General features: G+C 49.6%; 14 protein-coding genes and 1 tRNA gene. 12 read left to right on the top strand and 3 right to left on the bottom strand.

The window, feature by feature from the left end:
* Positions 1-21: 21 nt before the first annotated feature.
* The 3 genes from HRI97_RS12385 to HRI97_RS12375 all read left to right on the top strand — a co-directional run bounded on the left by HRI97_RS12385 (position 22) and on the right by HRI97_RS12375 (position 3,007).
* Positions 22-2,118 carry a flagellar assembly lytic transglycosylase gene (locus HRI97_RS12385; protein WP_253725810.1) on the top strand — a complete coding sequence of 699 codons (2,097 nt, stop codon included), beginning with the start codon at positions 22-24 and terminating at the stop codon, positions 2,116-2,118.
* A gap of 105 nt (positions 2,119-2,223) precedes the next feature.
* Positions 2,224-2,472, top strand: coding sequence for a NifU family protein (locus tag HRI97_RS12380; protein ID WP_180487196.1), 249 nt, complete (start codon positions 2,224-2,226; stop codon positions 2,470-2,472).
* A gap of 10 nt (positions 2,473-2,482) precedes the next feature.
* Complete coding sequence (locus HRI97_RS12375) at positions 2,483-3,007, top strand: FKBP-type peptidyl-prolyl cis-trans isomerase (RefSeq protein ID WP_253725809.1); 525 nt, start codon at positions 2,483-2,485, stop codon at positions 3,005-3,007.
* Positions 3,008-3,134: 127 nt separating this feature from the next.
* Here the strand turns inward: HRI97_RS12375 and HRI97_RS12370 are convergent, their stop codons facing one another.
* Positions 3,135-3,716, bottom strand: coding sequence for a shikimate kinase (locus HRI97_RS12370; protein ID WP_253725807.1), 582 nt, complete (start codon positions 3,714-3,716; stop codon positions 3,135-3,137).
* Between the two features lie 57 nt (positions 3,717-3,773).
* Between HRI97_RS12370 and HRI97_RS12365 the strand changes: the two genes are divergently transcribed.
* The 4 genes from HRI97_RS12365 (at position 3,774) to HRI97_RS12350 (ending at position 6,531) form a co-directional block, all read left to right on the top strand.
* Entirely contained in the window at positions 3,774-4,661 is an 888-nt protein-coding gene (locus HRI97_RS12365; RefSeq protein WP_253725806.1) for a PrsW family glutamic-type intramembrane protease, read from the top strand.
* Positions 4,662-5,130: 469 nt separating this feature from the next.
* A tRNA-Met gene (locus HRI97_RS12360) sits at positions 5,131-5,203 on the top strand.
* A 132-nt stretch (positions 5,204-5,335) separates the two neighbouring features.
* The gene (locus HRI97_RS12355; protein ID WP_253725805.1) at positions 5,336-5,530 is read left to right on the top strand and encodes a hypothetical protein; all 195 of its coding nucleotides are present in this window, start codon (positions 5,336-5,338) and stop codon (positions 5,528-5,530) included.
* Positions 5,531-5,685: 155 nt separating this feature from the next.
* Positions 5,686-6,531: a DUF262 domain-containing protein gene (locus tag HRI97_RS12350; RefSeq protein WP_253725804.1), complete on the top strand. Its 846-nt coding sequence runs from the start codon at positions 5,686-5,688 to the stop codon at positions 6,529-6,531.
* Positions 6,532-6,631: 100 nt separating this feature from the next.
* Here HRI97_RS12350 and rpoN read toward each other — a convergent pair whose 3' ends face one another.
* Positions 6,632-8,104 (bottom strand): RNA polymerase factor sigma-54, encoded by a 1,473-nt coding sequence (gene rpoN, locus HRI97_RS12345; protein ID WP_253725803.1) that lies wholly within the window; start codon positions 8,102-8,104, stop codon positions 6,632-6,634.
* A 45-nt stretch (positions 8,105-8,149) separates the two neighbouring features.
* Here rpoN and HRI97_RS12340 point away from each other — a divergent pair, with 45 nt between their 5' ends.
* Positions 8,150-9,466 (top strand): DUF1015 domain-containing protein, encoded by a 1,317-nt coding sequence (locus HRI97_RS12340; RefSeq protein WP_253725801.1) that lies wholly within the window; start codon positions 8,150-8,152, stop codon positions 9,464-9,466.
* 100 nt (positions 9,467-9,566) lie between these two features.
* A complete protein-coding gene (radA, locus tag HRI97_RS12335; protein WP_253725800.1) occupies positions 9,567-10,922 on the top strand; it encodes a DNA repair protein RadA in 1,356 nt (451 codons plus the stop codon).
* A 52-nt stretch (positions 10,923-10,974) separates the two neighbouring features.
* Here the strand turns inward: radA and HRI97_RS12330 are convergent, their stop codons facing one another.
* A complete protein-coding gene (locus HRI97_RS12330) occupies positions 10,975-11,202 on the bottom strand; it encodes a YdbC family protein (protein WP_253725798.1) in 228 nt (75 codons plus the stop codon).
* Positions 11,203-11,519: 317 nt separating this feature from the next.
* Here HRI97_RS12330 and HRI97_RS12325 point away from each other — a divergent pair, with 317 nt between their 5' ends.
* The 3 genes from HRI97_RS12325 (at position 11,520) to htpG (ending at position 17,495) form a co-directional block, all read left to right on the top strand.
* Positions 11,520-13,259: a flavocytochrome c gene (locus tag HRI97_RS12325; protein ID WP_253725797.1), complete on the top strand. Its 1,740-nt coding sequence runs from the start codon at positions 11,520-11,522 to the stop codon at positions 13,257-13,259.
* A gap of 456 nt (positions 13,260-13,715) precedes the next feature.
* On the top strand, positions 13,716-14,624 hold the full coding sequence (gene rocF, locus HRI97_RS12320; protein ID WP_253725796.1) for an arginase: 909 nt from the start codon (positions 13,716-13,718) through the stop codon (positions 14,622-14,624).
* A gap of 792 nt (positions 14,625-15,416) precedes the next feature.
* On the top strand, positions 15,417-17,495 hold the full coding sequence (gene htpG / locus HRI97_RS12315) for a molecular chaperone HtpG (RefSeq protein ID WP_253725795.1): 2,079 nt from the start codon (positions 15,417-15,419) through the stop codon (positions 17,493-17,495).
* Positions 17,496-17,634: the final 139 nt, after the last annotated feature.

Below are 17,634 nucleotides of genomic sequence, written 5' to 3'. Positions count from 1 at the left end.
TCTCCGTTTCGCAAAGCAGCCGTGCGGAATTTTCGTTTATTAAAATTATTAATCTGTTTTATACTCTTTACCTTTGCCGCTGTTTTTTCAGGCTGCGGCGAAAGCGGTTTCGATTCGCTTCGCAGACTGTACGGAGAAGATGCGAATTACTATATCGGGCTTCGAAAAAAAGCGGAAGGTGAAGAAAAAGCGGCACGGCAGCTTTTTCTGCGATGTTTAAAAAAAGGTTCGTATTATGCGGCGCTCCGCAGTGCGGAAGAACTCATGCAGCTCGGTACGGTACAGGAGCGGCTTTCGGCGTGTGAAAAACTCTTGGCGAAATACGGCGATGAAGATGCGATTTTGATTGCACTCGGCGCGTATGAAAATGCGGGCGAATATTCGAAAATTCTTACATTGACCGAATCGATTGATATGACATCGTGCAAAAACGATATCGCACGCATAAGGCTCGGCGCGTTATTTAAAAGAAACAACCGGCAGTTCCAAGACGAAGCATACACATGGTATACGTCGCGGCCCATGACGCTTTCGATGAATCGATTATATCGGGAAACGGTAACCGAAGGCTTACAGTCGGCAAAAAGCAAAATTATTAATTTTAGAATCGACGTATACAACGCGAATTACAATTCGGCGTATGAGCGGTTTTCCGAAATCCGCGAAACCGTAATAAAAAACGGTACGCTGCCGCTTACGGCGCAGATTGTTTCGGATATGGGAAAAGCCTGTCTTTACGGCAGTTCGAGTTATATAAAAAACGCAAAAATTTTTACCGAAATTGCGGCAAAAGAAAAAAACGATAAGGACATCGTTTATAACGCGTATTTTTATGCGGGCAGGCTTTACGATAAAGCCGACTCCGATTACGCAGCGGCGGAATCCTGTTTTGTTCGTGCTATGAATACCGTGCAAAGCGGAATCCGATATGACAACGCGCTGTGGTATTTGCTGAACGGGAGCCTCCGCACGTCGGTCGATACCGCAATGGAAGTGTTCAAAACCTATCGCACAAATATAGACAACCCCGCATACTTTGACGATTTTTTTGAACTTATCGTACCGCTGCTTCTTTCGCAGTCGCGTTGGAGCGATTTTAAAAGAGTGTATGAGGCTATTGACGGTTATGCGTCGGATGTGTCGATCGGGCGTTTCGCGTATTTATACGGACGGCTCGTGCAGGAGGGTCTGATCGCTTCCGCCGCTCCGCGCGATGAAGCCGAAAATGCATTCCGCCGCGTGCTTTCTCTCAATTGCGATACGTATTATAAAACGCTTGCGGCGGTAAAACTCGGTCTCGATGATGAAGCGGCAAAAGACGCAATTCGTCGTACGGGAATTAATAAAAATTTTACAAAGGATGAAGAGGTCGAGCGGCTGCTGCTCGGCTATGCGCTTTTCGGATTGCCGGAAAAAATTTATCCCGAATGGCTTTCGTTTACGTCCGACGGCAAAGCGATAAGCGTTTCGTGTGCCGCAGCTCTTTCGACTTTTTTAAATAAAGGGGCATCAGGCGCGGATGAATATTATGCGCAGAGCCTCAGAATCTTTGCAAAGGCCGCGGCGTCCGCCGATGTGCCGCTCGGTGAAGAGGCGTGGAAACTTTTATACCCGCGCAATTATGCGAAAGAAGTTTCAACTTCGTGTGAAACGTTCGGCATCGATGAAGCGGTTTTGTACGCGCTCATCCGCACGGAAAGTTTTTTCAGCAATAATGTCATAAGTGCTGCGGGTGCGCGCGGTTTAACGCAGCTCATGGATTTGACGGCGGATGAAATCGCGATGCGTTTGAAACGAAGCGATTACGATTTGCTCGATCCTGCGACGAATATCGAATTCGGTGCGTATTATCTCGCGTATCTTACGAAGCGCCTCGACGGTTCACCGCTCACGGCATTTTTCGCATACAATGCGGGAATCGGGCGCGTACGCCGTTGGCTGAACAATTCGCATTTGGAACTCGGCAGGCATGCGGCAAGCGATTTGTTTCTCGAAACGATTCCGTATTCGGAAACGCGCGAGTACGGACGAAAGCTCATCGCCGCGTCGGTGATGTACGGTATTTTATACTACGATACGCCGATTCAAACCGTTGTGAAAAAAATCACAAATCGATAAAATTACAGTATATTTACAGTATCAGGTTGAATGACGAGGTTTGAAAGTATCGGTTACTAAACTCATGCTTTCGGCGATGATCCGTCGGAACCGCTAGGAGATCGTATGGCAAACGAAAGACTTGAAGCTTCGATAAAAGAAGCGCTCGATATGTTCCGCCCGCAGCTGCAGGCAGACGGCGGCGATATGGAATATATTTGCTTGGATGAACAAAATCGTGTTCATTTAAAATTGGTCGGCGCATGCGGCAGCTGTCCCATGGCGCTGATGACGCTTAAAATGGGCGTCGAGCGTTATCTGAAAGACGCCTGTCCCGAAGTGACGGAAGTCGTTCAGGAAGAAGAAACGGAATAAGGAATTGCGTATGTGCATTGCAAAAAACAGGATGGTAAAAATACACTATACGCTGAAAGATTCCGACGGCACCTTGATCGATTCGTCTTCCGGGCTCGCCCCGTTCGAATACCTGCACGGGAACGGCAATTTGATTCCGGGGCTGGAAGCGGAACTTGAAGGCAAAAATCCCGGCGATACGTTTACGGTAACGGTTTTGCCGAAAGACGGCTACGGCGAATACGACCCGAAGCTGCACATAGAAGTACCGCGCGATCAGTTCGACAACGGATCTCCGCTTGAAGTCGGTATGAAATTTCAAGCTCAGACGGCAGGCGGCCCCATGACCGTGACGATACAAAACATAACCGATAAAACCGTCACTGTCGACGGCAATCACGAATTGGCGGGAAAAACGCTCGTGTTCGACGTCACCGTCGTCGATGTGCGCGAGGCGACGGACGAAGAGCTTATGCCGGAGCTGTCCGGCTGCGGCGGGAGCTGCGGAAGCTGCGGCGGCGGTTGTGGCGGTTGCGGACATCACGATTATTGGTAATCAGTAAATGCGATTTTAAATTTAATAATTATATGTTTTATAAGCCGTGCGGTTTTAAATTCGAAGTCGATTTTTTTACTGCACGGTTTTATTTTTTCGCAGTCCCTTCGGGTTTTTCAGAAAGCGTCTATACTATGCCGAGCGCGCCGCACAACGTTTTAAAATTTTCTTCTTCGGAAACGGCGTCGAGCGGGACGATCGTATCGACAAAGGATCGATAGCGCGCCGTCCGATCGGTAAAAACGTCGTGAAAAATCGATCTCACTTCTTCTTCGGTTTTCGGTTCTTTACGCGCGATATATGCGGGCAGATTCGCGATCGAGCCGTCGTCGTTGAACTTTATTTTTTCCAAAATCCTGTCGAATGCGATTTGCTCGGACACTTCAAGAAAAATAAACGTTCCCAAATCGCGTAAACGCATGAGCGCCGGAGCGTTGTCGCATATACCGCCTCCGGTCGCGATGACGATCTTTTTACCGAAACATTTTTTTTCGAGCACGCTGCAAATTTTTTCTTCCGCACTCATAAATTTTTCCGGCCCGTAATCGAAGTATATTTGACGCGGCGTAAAGCCCGTCTGCTTTGTAATGATTTCATCGATATCCACAAAGGGAAAAGAGATCTTTTTTGAAAGGAGACGGCCTTGCGTCGTTTTTCCCGAATGCTTTATGCCGAAGAGGATATATGCCGGATCAGGAACTGTTGTCATGCCGTCAGTATATTGCTTGTAATTGCAAAAGTCCATAACTTACAGTATGCTTTTTGTATGAATATCTATGCGGCGCTTGCCCTTTGCTTTGTTCCCCTTTTTGTCATGTTTTCGGCGATACGTCGCTTCGCTCACGTCGGGATCATCATAATGCTGTATGCGGCACTGCTCGGATTGCTTGCCGTAGCGCCGATTTCAATTTTGCAATTTTACGCAGCGGATATTCCGTTTTTGCATTCGGATCATTGGATCACGCAGCTTTTGCGCGCGATTTTATTTAACGGCTTTATAGAAGAATTTATTAAAATTATCTTTATACTTTTTTTGCCGTCAAAGCGGCTGTCGCTCGGAAAGTTTTTTTTGTGCGCGTGCATCTGCGGCATGAGTTTGGGCTGCTTTGAATCGGCGATTTATTTTTTGCAGCACTTACAGCAGGCCAATACGATCGGCGCGCATCTCATCTATGTTCAAATGTTTGAACGTATGTTCACGAGCGATGCGGTACACGCTTTATGCGCGGGATTGGGAGGTCTGTTTATTCGGTCGGTAAAGCGTATGCGGATCGATATCGCAGCGGTTTTGTTTGCGCCGTTGCTGCACGGTCTGTACGATTTTTTCGCACTCTACGACGACTTCAAACGGTTTTCCGTCGCGGCGATTTTGCTTTTGGCCGTTCAGTGCAGGATCAGCTATAGGATCCAAGCGGATGAAGGGCAAAAGGCGGATGTAAAACAGCCGCCGAAAAATCCGGCGGAAAAAATATCGGAAAAATCGGAGACAAAAAGAACAACCAAAGATAAAATCGAAGGGGAAAAATCACAAAAAGCGTCGAAGGGTGCAGCCGGTACCGGAAAGATACCGAAGGAAAAGAAGGCTGCGGGAAAATCGATAAAACAGGAAAAGAAGGAAAGCTCAAAAAAAAGATACGAAAAGGAAAAGCGGTAAAAACGGAACCTCCGATAGAAAAAAATTGCCGAAAGAAAAATACGAAAGGGAAAGCGGCACGAACCGGCTGAAAATTCGGCGAATTGAGCAAAACGTCGATTGACGCGACGAATGAAGCGCGTTACGCGGAACGTTTTGCGTTTGCGTGCGTATTGCACTTCACGCGGGGGACTTCGCGCTTCGTGCTCGTTGCAAGTTGCGCGGGGAACTTCGCATGATGCACGGCAGGGATGCCGTGTCGCACTTTCGCATAACATTTGCGCATTTTGCGCAGCAAAATGCGGTAGTGAGCGATACAAGGATGTAACGCGAACGGACACTGCTCGGAATTGCTCTAATAAGTCCGGAGTCGAAAAACGCTAAATCGTTTTTCTTTTATAGGAGACGCACGGCAATTCCTGCGCACTGCTCGGAATTGCCGTGCTCTTGACTATTTACCCGATAAGCAATACTATAATCGAACATACGACGCGGGGTAGAGCAGTTGGCAGCTCGTCGGGCTCATAACCCGGAGGCCGCAGGTTCAAGTCCTGCCCCCGCTAAACTGTAAATCTTTGTGTTACAAAGATTTACGACACTACCAACCCTAAAAAAGTAAGGCTTGGCGTGAAAAACATACAGATTTTATGCAACGGTTTTATGCACCCGTTGAAAAGGTCTATGCGAGGTTTTTCATGGCTAAGCCTTATTCATTTTCCACTAAGCGCATCGGCGGAAACAGCTGCGTTCAATTCGTTCTTCCCGGCGGAGGGCGAACCTATCAAAAAAGTACCGGAACAACCAATCGAAAAGACGCGGAAAAAATTGCTAAGGGCTATTTTGATGTAGATTTTAAAAGTATTTTACAATTCGCCATTGGTGCATTATAATAAAACGGTTTGTAAATGAATTTTCTGCAAGATATTCCCAAGAAATGGCCAAATAAACAATTTGATAATTTTAAAGAAAAAAACGGAGCACAGATGTTGCTATTCCATAAGAGATATATTTTTGCGGGAAAAACAACATAACAGGAGACGCTTTAATGACATCGGAAAAATTTACCCTTCAGCAATATTCAATCGGTGCGATTCTTGGACTTATCGAAGCGAATGATTTTGTTATTCCGGAAATCCAACGTCCCTTTGTTTGGAAAAAGACTCAAGTTAGAGATTTAATAGATTCACTTTATAACGGTTATCCGACAGGATATATCATTGTTTGGAAAAATCCCGATGTTCAGACTAAAGAGGGAACTAAAGCAAACGGGAAAAAAGTTCTCATTGACGGACAGCAGCGTATTACCGCACTTATGGCCTCCATTGCCGGCAAAGAAGTTCTTGATTCCGATTTTAACAAGGACAGGATTAGAATCGCATTCAATCCGTTTCCCGAAGATGAAACAAAGCGATTTGCAGTTCAAGATGCCTCACATTTAAAAGATAAACGTTGGATACCCGATATTGCTGAAATTTTCAAATCCGATTTTAAACAAATGAAGTTTTTGTCCGATTATGTAAAAGATAATCCGTCTGCCGATATGGACGACCTTGCAGAAATCATTACAAATCTCAAGGGGATCGGTAATCGTCAGATTGGTGTCATAGAGCTTGATCAGGTAGCAAATTTTACCTATCTTGATACACAGGTCAATAAAGCCGTGGGGGAAAATGCGCCTAATGTTTATTTCGGAAAAGTTTTAAGTCAGTGTAAATCCGGAAATATTGAAATAGGAAATATAAATTCGGAAGAAGAGCTGTATAAGAATTTAGAGGAAAACTGTATTCCGAAAGAAATTGTAAATATGACTGTTAAAGATTATGATGAATACCTTATTGAACGCCGAAAACTGATGGCTAAGCTTATTGAAAAGTATTACAAGGGATTATGATTTTTTATAAGACATCGAATCCTATGCTGAAATTCTTTTTGCGAGGCTCGCGCACTAATTGCACAGCTCCTAAATCCGAAGATTTACTCGCTGTGCAATTTTACGGCTTCGGCATTTTTCCGCGTGTATACGACGAGCCGATCGCAAGCTGCGTGCGGTATTTTGCGACGGTGCGGCGCGCGACGTGTAGTCCCTGGGCGGCGAGTTTTTCGACGAGCTCTCTGTCAGACAGCGGTTTTTTACCGCTTGCGCGATTTTCGATAAGCTGACGCAATGCGAATTTTACTTTGTCCTGCGAATTCGTAAAAAAATATTTCAGCGGAAAAAGCTGTCTCCACGGCGTCTGCATGAATTTTTCGTTCGCCATACGCGACACCGTCGATTCGTTGACGCCGAGTATGCGCGCCGTTTCGCTCTGTGTGAGCTCTTCAAGGTAGCCTTTCCCGTGCGATGAAAAAAAACCGATCTGTGTTTTGACGATGATCTCGCATGACTGCAGAAGGAGCGATTTGCGGTATGCGAGGTTGTCCAAAAATTGTTCTGCGGCTTTAAGATTTTTTTTTAGCTCTTTATGACGCTGCGCGTTGAAACCCGGAACGATCCGAACGGAGGGAATGGCACCTTTTGCAAGCGTTATGCGGAAATACTTTTCGTGCGTATTTTCCACGAACATTTCATTTTCATCGGACGTGTTCGGCACTTCTCCCTCGGCTTCGGTCACCGAGATGTCCGGCGAAATGTAGTGTGTCGGAGCTTTGCCGTAACCCTGCGCGGGATGCGGGTTTAAGCGGGAGATAAAGGCGATCGCATTTTCCACATCGGCTGAAGTTATCGTAAGTGAATCGATTACCCTCTCGCCGCCGAAAGATTCGCGCTTCGACGCTTCCTGCAATTTAATAATTTTTCGTTTGATGCGCTCTATATCGGGTGTCGCGTCGTTCGAATACAGCACGTCGATGTGTCCGTCAAGTATAAAAAGTGCGAGCGGCGGAGCGTCGCCTGCGATTTGTGCCTGCACGTAGAGGCTTTCTTCCATATTGTTGCAGCACGTGCCTTCAGGATCCATGCACCGGATGATGTGCAGCATTTTATCGAGCATAGCCGTATTCTGTGCGGGGCGCGATTTATCGAGCAATGACGCGGGAGCGAGGATGTGCCAGCCGTTTTCGTTCAGGTTTTCGATGAGCGCTTTTCCGAGCGCTTTTTCATCGGGGGAAAGTTTCATTACGTTCAGCTGAAACAAAAGGTGCGCCTGCAGCGTTTCGCGCGTATCGGCGGCGTTTTCGTATGCATCTTGAAATTTTTGCGCCGCTTCGTTGCCTGCCTGAGACGCATAAGAAGTGCGCGTATTGTCGTACGGAAGGGACGCGCGCGACGCGTCAGCGCTTGCCGCAGCTGCAGTATCGCGCACGATTTCGAGTGCGGGATTTTCGTTTACCGCTTTTCGGATTTCGGCGTTCAAATCTTCGCCGCTCATCGCGAGCAGTTTCAGCGATTGAATCTGTTTTTGCGACAGCACTTGCCGCTGCACTTGCGAAGTCTGCTGCACTTGTCCGTAAGAAAAATCGGGCATAGCGTAAGTATAGCACAAAAAAATACTTGGCGGTATACTTTCCATATGAACACATTTTCGGATTTCGCCCTTTCAGTACCCGACATTTTGCTGCCGAAAAATATCGACACGACAAGCTGGTCGTGCATCGCGTGCGATCAATATACGCAGGACAGAAATTATTGGAAAGAGGCGGAAAAAGCGGCGAGCGGAAAACCGAGCGCGTTGAACCTCATTTTGCCGGAAGTCTATCTCGGCGACGGCGATAAAGAATCGCGTATCACCGGCATACAGGCGGCGATGAAGCGCTATATCGATGACGGTCTCTTTGAAGAAAAACACGGCTTCGTCTATGTCGAGCGCACGACGGCGTTCGGCCGTATGCGGCGCGGTCTTATCGCCGCAATCGATTTGGACGACTACGAGTGGAAGCCTTTTTCCAAAGCGCTCATCCGTGCAACCGAAGCGACGATTCCTTCCCGCATTCCGCCTCGCAAAGCGATCAGGAGCGGCGCCCCGCTCGAAGTACCGCACATCATGCTCCTCGTAAACGATGCGTCGGATTCCCTTGTCGGAGGTACGGGAAAAGTCGTCAAAGCGTCCGGAGCCGCTCCTCTTTATTCGGGAAATCTCATGATGAAGGGCGGAAGCATAAAAGGTTGGCTTGTACCGGAATCTTCGGAAGGTGCAATTCTCTCATCTCTTGAAAAAATCGCGGAGGCGAATACCGAAAGCGACGGCAGCGTGTTTATGTTTGCAGTCGGTGACGGAAATCATTCGCTTGCAACCGCAAAAGCCGTGTGGGACGAATACAAACAAAGGCTCGGCGAAGAAGAGCGCAAGACAAGCCGCGTACGTTATGCGCTCGTCGAAATTGTCAACATATACGATGCGGGTCTCACGTTCGAACCGATTCACCGCGTGCTTTTCGGAGCGGACGCGGCGGAATTGATTTTGCGCTTGACTTCTCAATTCGGCGGAGAGGTTGTGCAGTGTCGGTCGTCCGAAGAACTCGAAAATGCGGTAAAAAAATCGAGGGCATCGTTCGGCTTTGCAAGCACGTCCGGCGGAAAAACGTCGTACACGCTTTTAAAAACGAATATTTCTTCGCTCGCGGTTTCCGCTTTTCAACCGGTCGTCGACGATTATATAGCTGAAAAAGCGAAAGCCGGAATCGACATAACGATCGATTATATTCACGGAGATGCGGAAACGATGCAGCTCGGCGCCGAAGAGGGTACGACGGGCATCCTCCTTCCTCCGATCGACAAAGCAAGCTTTTTTGCGACGATCGAAAAAAACGGGCCGCTCCCGCGAAAAAGTTTTTCGATGGGCGAAGCCGACGAAAAGCGCTTTTACCTCGAATGCCGAAAACTGTTTTAGCGGGAATCGCCGCGTTCGGACGGGACATCGCCTCGTACTGACGAAGCGCATGAAAATTAATTAAATCGATATTCGACTTATTGATTTATGAGGAATTGCGATGGCAAAAAAATCCGGTACGATCGTGTACAAGTGCTCATCCTGCGGTTATTCGCAGCCGCGCTGGCTCGGCCGCTGTCCGCAGTGCGGAGAATGGAACACGCTCGAAGAATGCATACTCGACGCGAACGCCGTAAGTCCCTCCCGTTCCGGCGTTTCCGAGCGCGCAAAGCCTGTACCGCTTTCGCATGTGGAAGCAAAGGCCGGTATGCGCCTTGCAACCGGCATCGCGGAATTCGACCGCGTGCTCGGCGGCGGAGCTGCAATGTGTTCGGCGGTTCTTATCGGCGGAGAGCCGGGCATCGGAAAATCGACGCTGCTTTTGCAGACGGCTTCTCTCGCGGCGAAAGCGAACGGCAATGCGATGCGCGTACTCTACGTGTCGGGCGAAGAATCCGCCGCGCAGATAAAAGAGCGGAGCGAGAGGCTCGGCCTTGCTGCCGCCGGCATCGAGCTTTTGTGTACGATGCGTCTCGAAGATATGCTCGCCGCGCTCGATGCGCAAAACCCCGTACTCGTGATCGTCGATTCGATTCAAACGACATATTCGGTGCAGGCCGGTTTGATTCCGGGAACGGTCAATCAATTGAAATACTGCGCGAACGAATTGATAAGCTGGGTCAAAGAGCGCGACGCCGTTTTAATAATGGCCGCGCACGTGACGAAAGAAGGGTTGATCGCCGGCCCGAAATCGCTCGAGCACATGGTCGACACGGTGGTTTCATTCGAACGCAGCAACGACGAATACCGCTTTTTGCGCGCGGCGAAAAACAGGTTCGGCTCGGTCGATGAAATCGGCATCTTCGAAATGACGGAAAAAGGCTTGACCGAAGTCGCCGATCCGTCGGTGCTCTTTATCACGAGGCGCGACGGCAAGCAGCCCGCGGGCGTTGCATGTACCGCCGTGTTCGAAGGCAGCCGCGTGTTTATCGTTGAAATACAGGCGCTCGTCGTGCCGGCAAAGGCGTCTCTTTCCCGCGTCTATAGCGATAAAATCGATTCGGCGCGCGTGGCGCGCGTGGCGGCAGTCCTCGAAAAACGGACGGGCCTGCGTTTTTCCGATCAGGATTTATACATCAATGTGGCAGGCGGTATGCGCTTGACGGAAGGCGCGATCGATGCGGCGCTTGCGGCGGCGCTGTATTCCGCACGTACCGACATCGCACTCGCAGCCGAAACGGCGGTGATCGGCGAGCTGAGTCTTGCCGGAGAAATTCGTCCCGTGCCGCGATTGACGCAGCGCGCAAAGACGGCGCAGAATATGGGCTTTTCGACGGTTATCGCGCCGGAAAAAAGCAAGGGCGTCTCTCAGGCGCGCGACGTAAAAGAGCTCGTAACGCTTCTGTTCGGAGCATAACGAAAGAGCCGATTGCGCGGGGCGGCCGTACTGCAAAGCCGCCGGTGCGGAATCACTCCGCCGGAAGAGATGCGATGAGTTTTCCGAGAGACGTGAGTTCTTCTTTCGTAAGCGTCAAACCCTTGCCCATTTTTTGATGGTCGGGCGACCAGCTTCTGACGTCGTATTTTTCGGGGCGGCCTCCCCATGATACGAGGTTGAGCTCCATCTTCCATCCGCCTTTTCCTTCGGAGACGACGCCGATGTTTTTCGTAATTTCAAAAGTAAAATCATCCGCCATAATTGCATCCTCCGTACATAAGGGATTTCAATGCGTGCCGATCGTTTTGCGTTTCGAATTAACCGGCGCTTTTAATATAATAGCACATTTCTTGCCGCTCGTCGCCTGCGATGCGGAGTTGCTGTAATACACTGTCGTACGGTGGTCCCGTTTTTTTCATCCTGCACCCGTATCGTGTAATATTGCACCCTGCATAAAAATTTGTTATATTTTAATCGAAAAGCGGTATAGTAACACGTACGCAGGAGCGGCTGCGAGATGCGCATCGTCTCGTCCGCTTTTTAATAATTATGCGCACATGCGCAAAGGGAGCTTCTATGAACTCAAAAAAGACTATCGGCATTGCGATCGGCGTTTTTGTCATTGCGGCTGCCGCAGCGATCGTAATCAGCAGCAGAGGGAGAGCGAAGGGAAAATTCGTTGACGGTGAATGGCCCGGAATGGGTGAAGGCCGCAACGGTCCGATCGAGCTGACACTTTCCGTAAAAGGCGGAAAAATTACCGGCGCAAAGGTGACGAAAGAATCTGAAACCGGTTTCGCACAGCCTGCGGAACAGTTCGTCATCGATCAGGCGGTCGCAAAGCAGTCGGTCGAAGGACTCGATATCATGTCGGGTGCGACGATCACGTCGAATGCGACGATGGCTGCGCTTCAAGCTGCACTCAAAGCGTCGAAAGGCGAAACGGCCGCGGCGGAAAAAGCGACGGATACGTCGTGCGATATCGTCGTTATCGGTGCGGGCGGCGCGGGACTTACCGCTGCAACGGAGGCGGCGCATCGCGGCGCGAAAGTTATCGTCCTTGAAAAGATGGGTATCGTCGGCGGCAATACGAACAGCGCGACCGGCGGTTTGAACGCCGCGTATACGAAAGAGCAGGAGAAGCTCGGCATTAAAGATTCGAAAGAACAATTTTTCGAAGATACGATGAAGGGCGGAAAAAATCTCAACGATCCCGCGCTCGTTCACACGCTCGTGGATAATTCCGCAGCGATCGTGGAGTGGCTGCAGTCGGACATCGTCGGTGCGGATCTGAGCGACGTCGGTCTTTTCGGCGGTGCGACGAACAAACGCATCCACCGTCCGCAGGGAGGTGCCGCGATCGGCTCTCACCTCGTTCCGCTTTTATACGCTGCGGCGCAAAAACAGGGCGCGGATATCCGCCTTAACAATAAAGTGACCGATATCTTTGCGGAAAACGGAAAGCCCGCAGGAGTTACCGTCTCGTCTCCGAACGGCGACTATAAAGTCAGTGCGAAAGCGATCATTATCGCGACCGGCGGTTTCGGTGCGAATTCCGACATGGTCGTAAAATATAATCCGAAGCTTGCGGGATTCGGTACGACGAATCATCCGGGCGCAACGGGCGACGCGTTCGAATGGATTAAAAAGTTCGACGGTGCGCTTACGCAGATGGATCAGATTCAAACGCATCCGACGGTCGTCCCCGGCAAGGGCATTATGATCACGGAAGCGGTGCGAGGCAACGGCGCGATTCTCGTAAGCCGCACGGGCAAGCGCTTTATCAACGAAATGGAAACGCGCGACGTCGTATCCGCCGCGATTTTAAAAGAGCCGAACAAAACGGCTTTTCTCGTTTTCGATCAGGACGTACGTGATTCTCTGAAAGCGATCGAAGGCTATGCAAAAAAAGGTTTACTGACCGAAGCCGCGACGCCCGCGGAGCTTGCGCAAAAGCTCGGCATACCTGCGGCAGAGTTTGAAAAGACGCTGAAAACATACGCCGGCTATGTGCACAATAAAAAAGATGCCGACTTCAACCGCAATCCGAACGGCTTGGAGCGCGATCTGACGAAGGGACCGTACTACGCGATCGAAGTCGGGCCTGCCGTGCACCACACGATGGGCGGCATCAAAATCGATACGAAGACGGAAGTGCTCGACACAAAGGGAAATGCGATTCCCGGTCTCTTTGCGGCGGGAGAAGTGACCGGCGGCGTTCACGGTGCGAACCGTTTGGGCGGCAACGCGGTCGCGGATATCGAAGTGTTCGGCAAAATTGCCGGAGACGAGGCCTGCGATTATATTAAAAAATAAACGGAGGGTTAAACGAAACGCTGAAACGGCGCGTTTCGTTTAACGGCGAGTTTGCCGAAAGGCAAACATCGCATATTAACATGTGCGCCGCTCGAAACTTCGCGCTTACGCGCTCGTTGCGGGGCGTGCGCACCAATTGCACATTTCCTAAATCTGAAGATTTACTCATGTGCAATTTTAAGGACGGTTAAACGAAACGCTGAAACGGCGCGTTTCGTTTAACGGCGAGTTTTTGAAAATATCGTTCGGCAAAGGTGCGAACGGGCGGGAGTTCCGTCCGTTCGCGTGCCTGCCGGCGTACAAAAATTAACAACCCGAAATCGACAGCCGGTACGGTTCGTGTATCGGCGCGGTTTCGGTTTTTTTGCTCAGGACTTTCCGTGATGCGCCGATCGCACTCTTCGGCGCCCTGCGTGCGTATTGTCCTAAAGCGCCTCTTCGCATTATACTGCTTTTATGAATATTCACATCATTGAAATGCCGCTCGATTTCGGAGCTTCTCGCCACGGCAGCGATATGGGGCCGTCCGCAATACGGCTCGCGGGTTTACGCGCAAAACTCGAATCGCTCGGTCACACTTTGGTCAAATACAATTCGCCGATGCACATACATCCTCAGGAGTACGAAGAGGTCGGAAACCCGAAAGCGAAATATTTAAAACCGATAGCGGCCGCCTGCACGCAGCTTGCAAAAGAAGCGGATGAGTCTTTTGCCGCGGGAGAATTTCCGCTTACGCTCGGCGGCGATCACTCGATCGTGCTCGGCACGCTTGCCGGAGCCGCCGCGTCCGCAAAACGCAAGGGGCAAAGACTCGGCGTACTTTACGTCGACGCGCACGGAGATTTCAACACGCCCGAGACGACGCTTTCCGGCAACATCCACGGCGAATGCCTTGCCGCTTCGTGCGGACTCGGTCTTCCGGAATTGACGAATTTATATTTTGACGGACGCAAAGTCGATCCGCGCAACGTGTGCTTCGTCGGCATCCGCGATTTGGATCCGGGCGAAAAAGAGCTGATGCGCAAATCCGGCGTCACGGTTTTTACGATGAGCGACATCGAACGGCAGGGCTTTCCGTCCGTCGTCAAACAAGTCGTACTCTTTTTTAAAACGCACGCGGACGTCGTGCACGTGTCTTTCGACATGGACGTGCTCGATCCCATGTTCGCGCCCGGCACCGGCATTCCGCTTCCCGCCGGCATGACGAACCGCGAAGCGCTTTTGCTCATGGAAGAGATGAGCGATACCGGTATCGTAAAATCGGCCGACATCGTGGAAGTGAATCCGATCCTCGACGTGAGAAATCAAACCGCAGTGCTTGCCGTTTCTCTTGCCGCCCGCCTGCTCGGCGAAAAATTGTATTGACGCGCGGAAAATTTTCCGGCACGGAGCGATATAATAATTATTAACTGATATTTTCGAAAATCGGCTTATTAATTAATAATGATGTTTTCTGCCTTGTAGACAATAAGATTATTGTGCTTGCAGAGCACCAATCGACAATAAACGAAAATATGCCCAGTCAAGGAATATACTTCCGTGTACATTCCTTGACTTCGAGTTTTAGGCTTACAGCCTAAAACATCGTGTACTTGCGGCTTTTACGGTGTCCGTGCCGTAATGCCGTAACCTTAATTAAAGAAGACCGGGTTCTTAGGGCGGAGCCCTAAGCAGTGCGGGAAGAAGAGAGAGGGTTTTAGGGAGAGAGAGGAAACCTTGCTCTGAACGAGGTGTCCTCTCTCCCTAAGAGAGCGGCTTTACCAATGCGGTAAAAATTTGTATAGAAAAGGGAATCCTAAAAGAATATTTACAGCGGAAATCGCGGGAGGTACGATAAAAAGCATCGGCTGAAATAGTGCCTCCGCTAAAGTCCGGAGCCGAAAAACGCCGAAGCGTTTTTCTTTTATGGGAGACACTCGCGATTTCTGTGCATTGCTCGAAATCGCAGCGTTCTTATCTCGAGTTTGCGTCGCAAACTCGACTATAGTACGGGTGCGCTCATGCGCACAGAAAAAACTTTTTCGGAAGTTGATACTTCCTGCAATGCTGCATTTTAAGGAATGTTTTCTCGCTTGCCGAAAGCCGCCGTTTATCAGTACATTAGAAGTAATCTGCGAATTTTCCGCACTATTTTTCAATTTCTAAAAAGAGGCTTGTATGGCAACGTATCAATTTCAAACCGAAGTAAATCAGCTTTTAAAACTCATCATCCATTCGATGTATTCGAATAAGGATATTTTCCTCAGGGAAATCGTTTCGAACGCATCGGATGCACTCGACAAACTCAAATACCTCACCGTATCCGACGACGCATTCAAAGACGTGCATTTTGCGCCGCGCATCGACATTTCGTTCGAAGGCGGGGACGAGGGCAAAGAAAGCGTGCTCACCGTACAGGATTCCGGCATCGGCATGACCGATAAAGATTTAACCGATAATCTCGGCACGATCGCGCGCAGCGGCACGAAAGCGTTTTTTGAAAAATTGAACGAAGCGGCGTCGAAAGATTCGGCGCTCATCGGGCAGTTCGGCGTCGGCTTTTATGCGGCATTTATGGCGGCAAAAAAAATCGACGTATACACACGCAAAGCGGCCGATCCGTCCGGAAAAATTTGGCACTGGTCGAGCGACGGCACGAACTCGTACGATATCGAAGAAGTCGCATGCGACAGCGAAGAAGCGAAAAAATACGGTTTCGATAAAAGCGAAAGCTGCGGTTCCGCCGTCGTCATGCATTTAAACGACGACAGCAAAGAGTACGCGAGCCGCTGGAAGATCGAAGAGCTTATTAAAAAATACAGCGATTATATCGCGTTTCCGATCTATCTTCACTATACGCAAAACAAATACGACGACAAGGGTAACGTTACGTCGAGCGAAAATAAAGTCGATCAGGTAAACAGCGCAAGCGCCCTGTGGAAACGATCGAAGAGCGATTTGAAAGAATCGGACTACAACGAATTCTACAAAACGATGAGTCACGACGGCGACGACCCGCTCATGTACGTCCATACGCACGCCGAAGGTACGCAGGAATATACGACGCTCTTTTACGTTCCGAAAACCGCACCCTTTGATATGTATCAAGCCGACTACAAAAGCGGCATAAAGCTCTACGTCAAGCGCGTGTTTATCACCGATGACGACCGCGAACTGCTTCCGGCATACCTCCGTTTCGTGCGCGGCATCATCGACAGCGAAGATTTGCCGCTCAATGTGAGCCGCGAAATCCTGCAGCAAAACCGCATCCTCGAAACGATCAAAGCGCAGTCGGTAAAAAAGCTGCTCGGCGAATTTAAAAAACTCGGAGACGAAGCCGATAAAGCGCGAAAAAGCGAAAAGCCGACCGACGCCGAAAAAAAGGCGATCGAAAAATGGAATACGTTTGTTGCACAGTTTAACCGTCCGATGATGGAAGGCCTGTACTCGGATTTTGCAAACCGCGCGGAAATTGCGGAAATCGTACGATTTAAAACGACGTACAAGCCGGATGTAAAAGACGGTGCAAGCGGTACAAATGCTGCAGGGAAAGATGCGGATGCCGCAAAAAAAGACGCGGGTGCTTCCGGTCAAAATGCGGCGCTCGAAAATAACGGCGACGAATGGACGAGTTTTGCAGACTACGTGCAGCGCATGAAAAGCGGTCAAAAATCGATTTACTATATCACCGGCACGGACGAAAAAAATCTGCGTTCGAGCCCGCTCCTCGAAGCGTATACGAAAAAGGGTTTTGAAGTTTTAATAATCGCAAGCGACATCGCGGATATCGTTATCCCCGCGCTCGGAAAATACAAAGACTTTGAATTGAAATCGGTAAACAGAGCCGGCAGCGACGACGAACTCGGCGTCGATAAAGCCGAAGCCGAAAAAAAAGAAAAAGAATTTAAACCGATCGTCGAAAAAATTAAAGAAGCGCTCGGCGACAAAGTCAAAGAAGTAAAACTCAGCAAGCGCCTTTCGGACAGTCCTTCGTGTATCGTCGTCGACGAAAATGATCCGTCCTTCCAAATGGAACGCATGATGAAAGCGATGGGGCAATCCGGCGTCGACGTAAAGCCTATCCTCGAAGTGAACGGCGATCACCCGATTGTGCAAAAACTCAAAGACACCGACGACAAAGAACGCATCGCCGATATTTCTTTCGTGCTGCTCGACCAGGCGCTGCTCGTGGGCGGTGAAGAGCTGAAAGATCCTGCCGATTTCGTAAGGCGCATGAACAATCTTTTGAGCAAGTAGATCGCCCGTTCGTTATGTAATTCACGTTTTCGGGAGGGAACGTGGATTGCAATCGGTAATAGCATTGCGCGTATCGTGTGCGTTTTAAAGATAAAATAAAAATTAAAAAAGTCGTCGTGAAAATGACGGCTTTTTTTGT

The organism is Treponema socranskii subsp. buccale (assembly GCF_024181585.1).
Taxonomy (GTDB): Bacteria; Spirochaetota; Spirochaetia; order Treponematales; family Treponemataceae; genus Treponema_D; species Treponema_D buccale.
The sequence above is the reverse complement of the archived record's forward strand: the minus strand, read 5'-3'. Positions and strand labels throughout refer to the sequence as shown.

What these genes read in the sequence shown, in the direction of transcription:
- rocF (WP_253725796.1), top strand. Translation starts at nt 13,716, where the DNA reads ATGAATATTCACATCATTGAAATGCCGCTCGATTTCGGAGCTTCTCGC.
- htpG (WP_253725795.1), top strand. Translation starts at nt 15,417, where the DNA reads ATGGCAACGTATCAATTTCAAACCGAAGTAAATCAGCTTTTAAAACTC.
- HRI97_RS12325 (WP_253725797.1), top strand. Translation starts at nt 11,520, where the DNA reads ATGAACTCAAAAAAGACTATCGGCATTGCGATCGGCGTTTTTGTCATT.
- radA (WP_253725800.1), top strand. Translation starts at nt 9,567, where the DNA reads ATGGCAAAAAAATCCGGTACGATCGTGTACAAGTGCTCATCCTGCGGT.
- HRI97_RS12330 (WP_253725798.1), bottom strand. Translation starts at nt 11,202, where the DNA reads ATGGCGGATGATTTTACTTTTGAAATTACGAAAAACATCGGCGTCGTC.
- HRI97_RS12380 (WP_180487196.1), top strand. Translation starts at nt 2,224, where the DNA reads ATGGCAAACGAAAGACTTGAAGCTTCGATAAAAGAAGCGCTCGATATG.
- HRI97_RS12375 (WP_253725809.1), top strand. Translation starts at nt 2,483, where the DNA reads ATGTGCATTGCAAAAAACAGGATGGTAAAAATACACTATACGCTGAAA.
- HRI97_RS12340 (WP_253725801.1), top strand. Translation starts at nt 8,150, where the DNA reads ATGAACACATTTTCGGATTTCGCCCTTTCAGTACCCGACATTTTGCTG.
- rpoN (WP_253725803.1), bottom strand. Translation starts at nt 8,104, where the DNA reads ATGCCCGATTTTTCTTACGGACAAGTGCAGCAGACTTCGCAAGTGCAG.
- HRI97_RS12365 (WP_253725806.1), top strand. Translation starts at nt 3,774, where the DNA reads ATGAATATCTATGCGGCGCTTGCCCTTTGCTTTGTTCCCCTTTTTGTC.
- HRI97_RS12350 (WP_253725804.1), top strand. Translation starts at nt 5,686, where the DNA reads ATGACATCGGAAAAATTTACCCTTCAGCAATATTCAATCGGTGCGATT.
- HRI97_RS12355 (WP_253725805.1), top strand. Translation starts at nt 5,336, where the DNA reads ATGGCTAAGCCTTATTCATTTTCCACTAAGCGCATCGGCGGAAACAGC.
- HRI97_RS12370 (WP_253725807.1), bottom strand. Translation starts at nt 3,716, where the DNA reads ATGACAACAGTTCCTGATCCGGCATATATCCTCTTCGGCATAAAGCAT.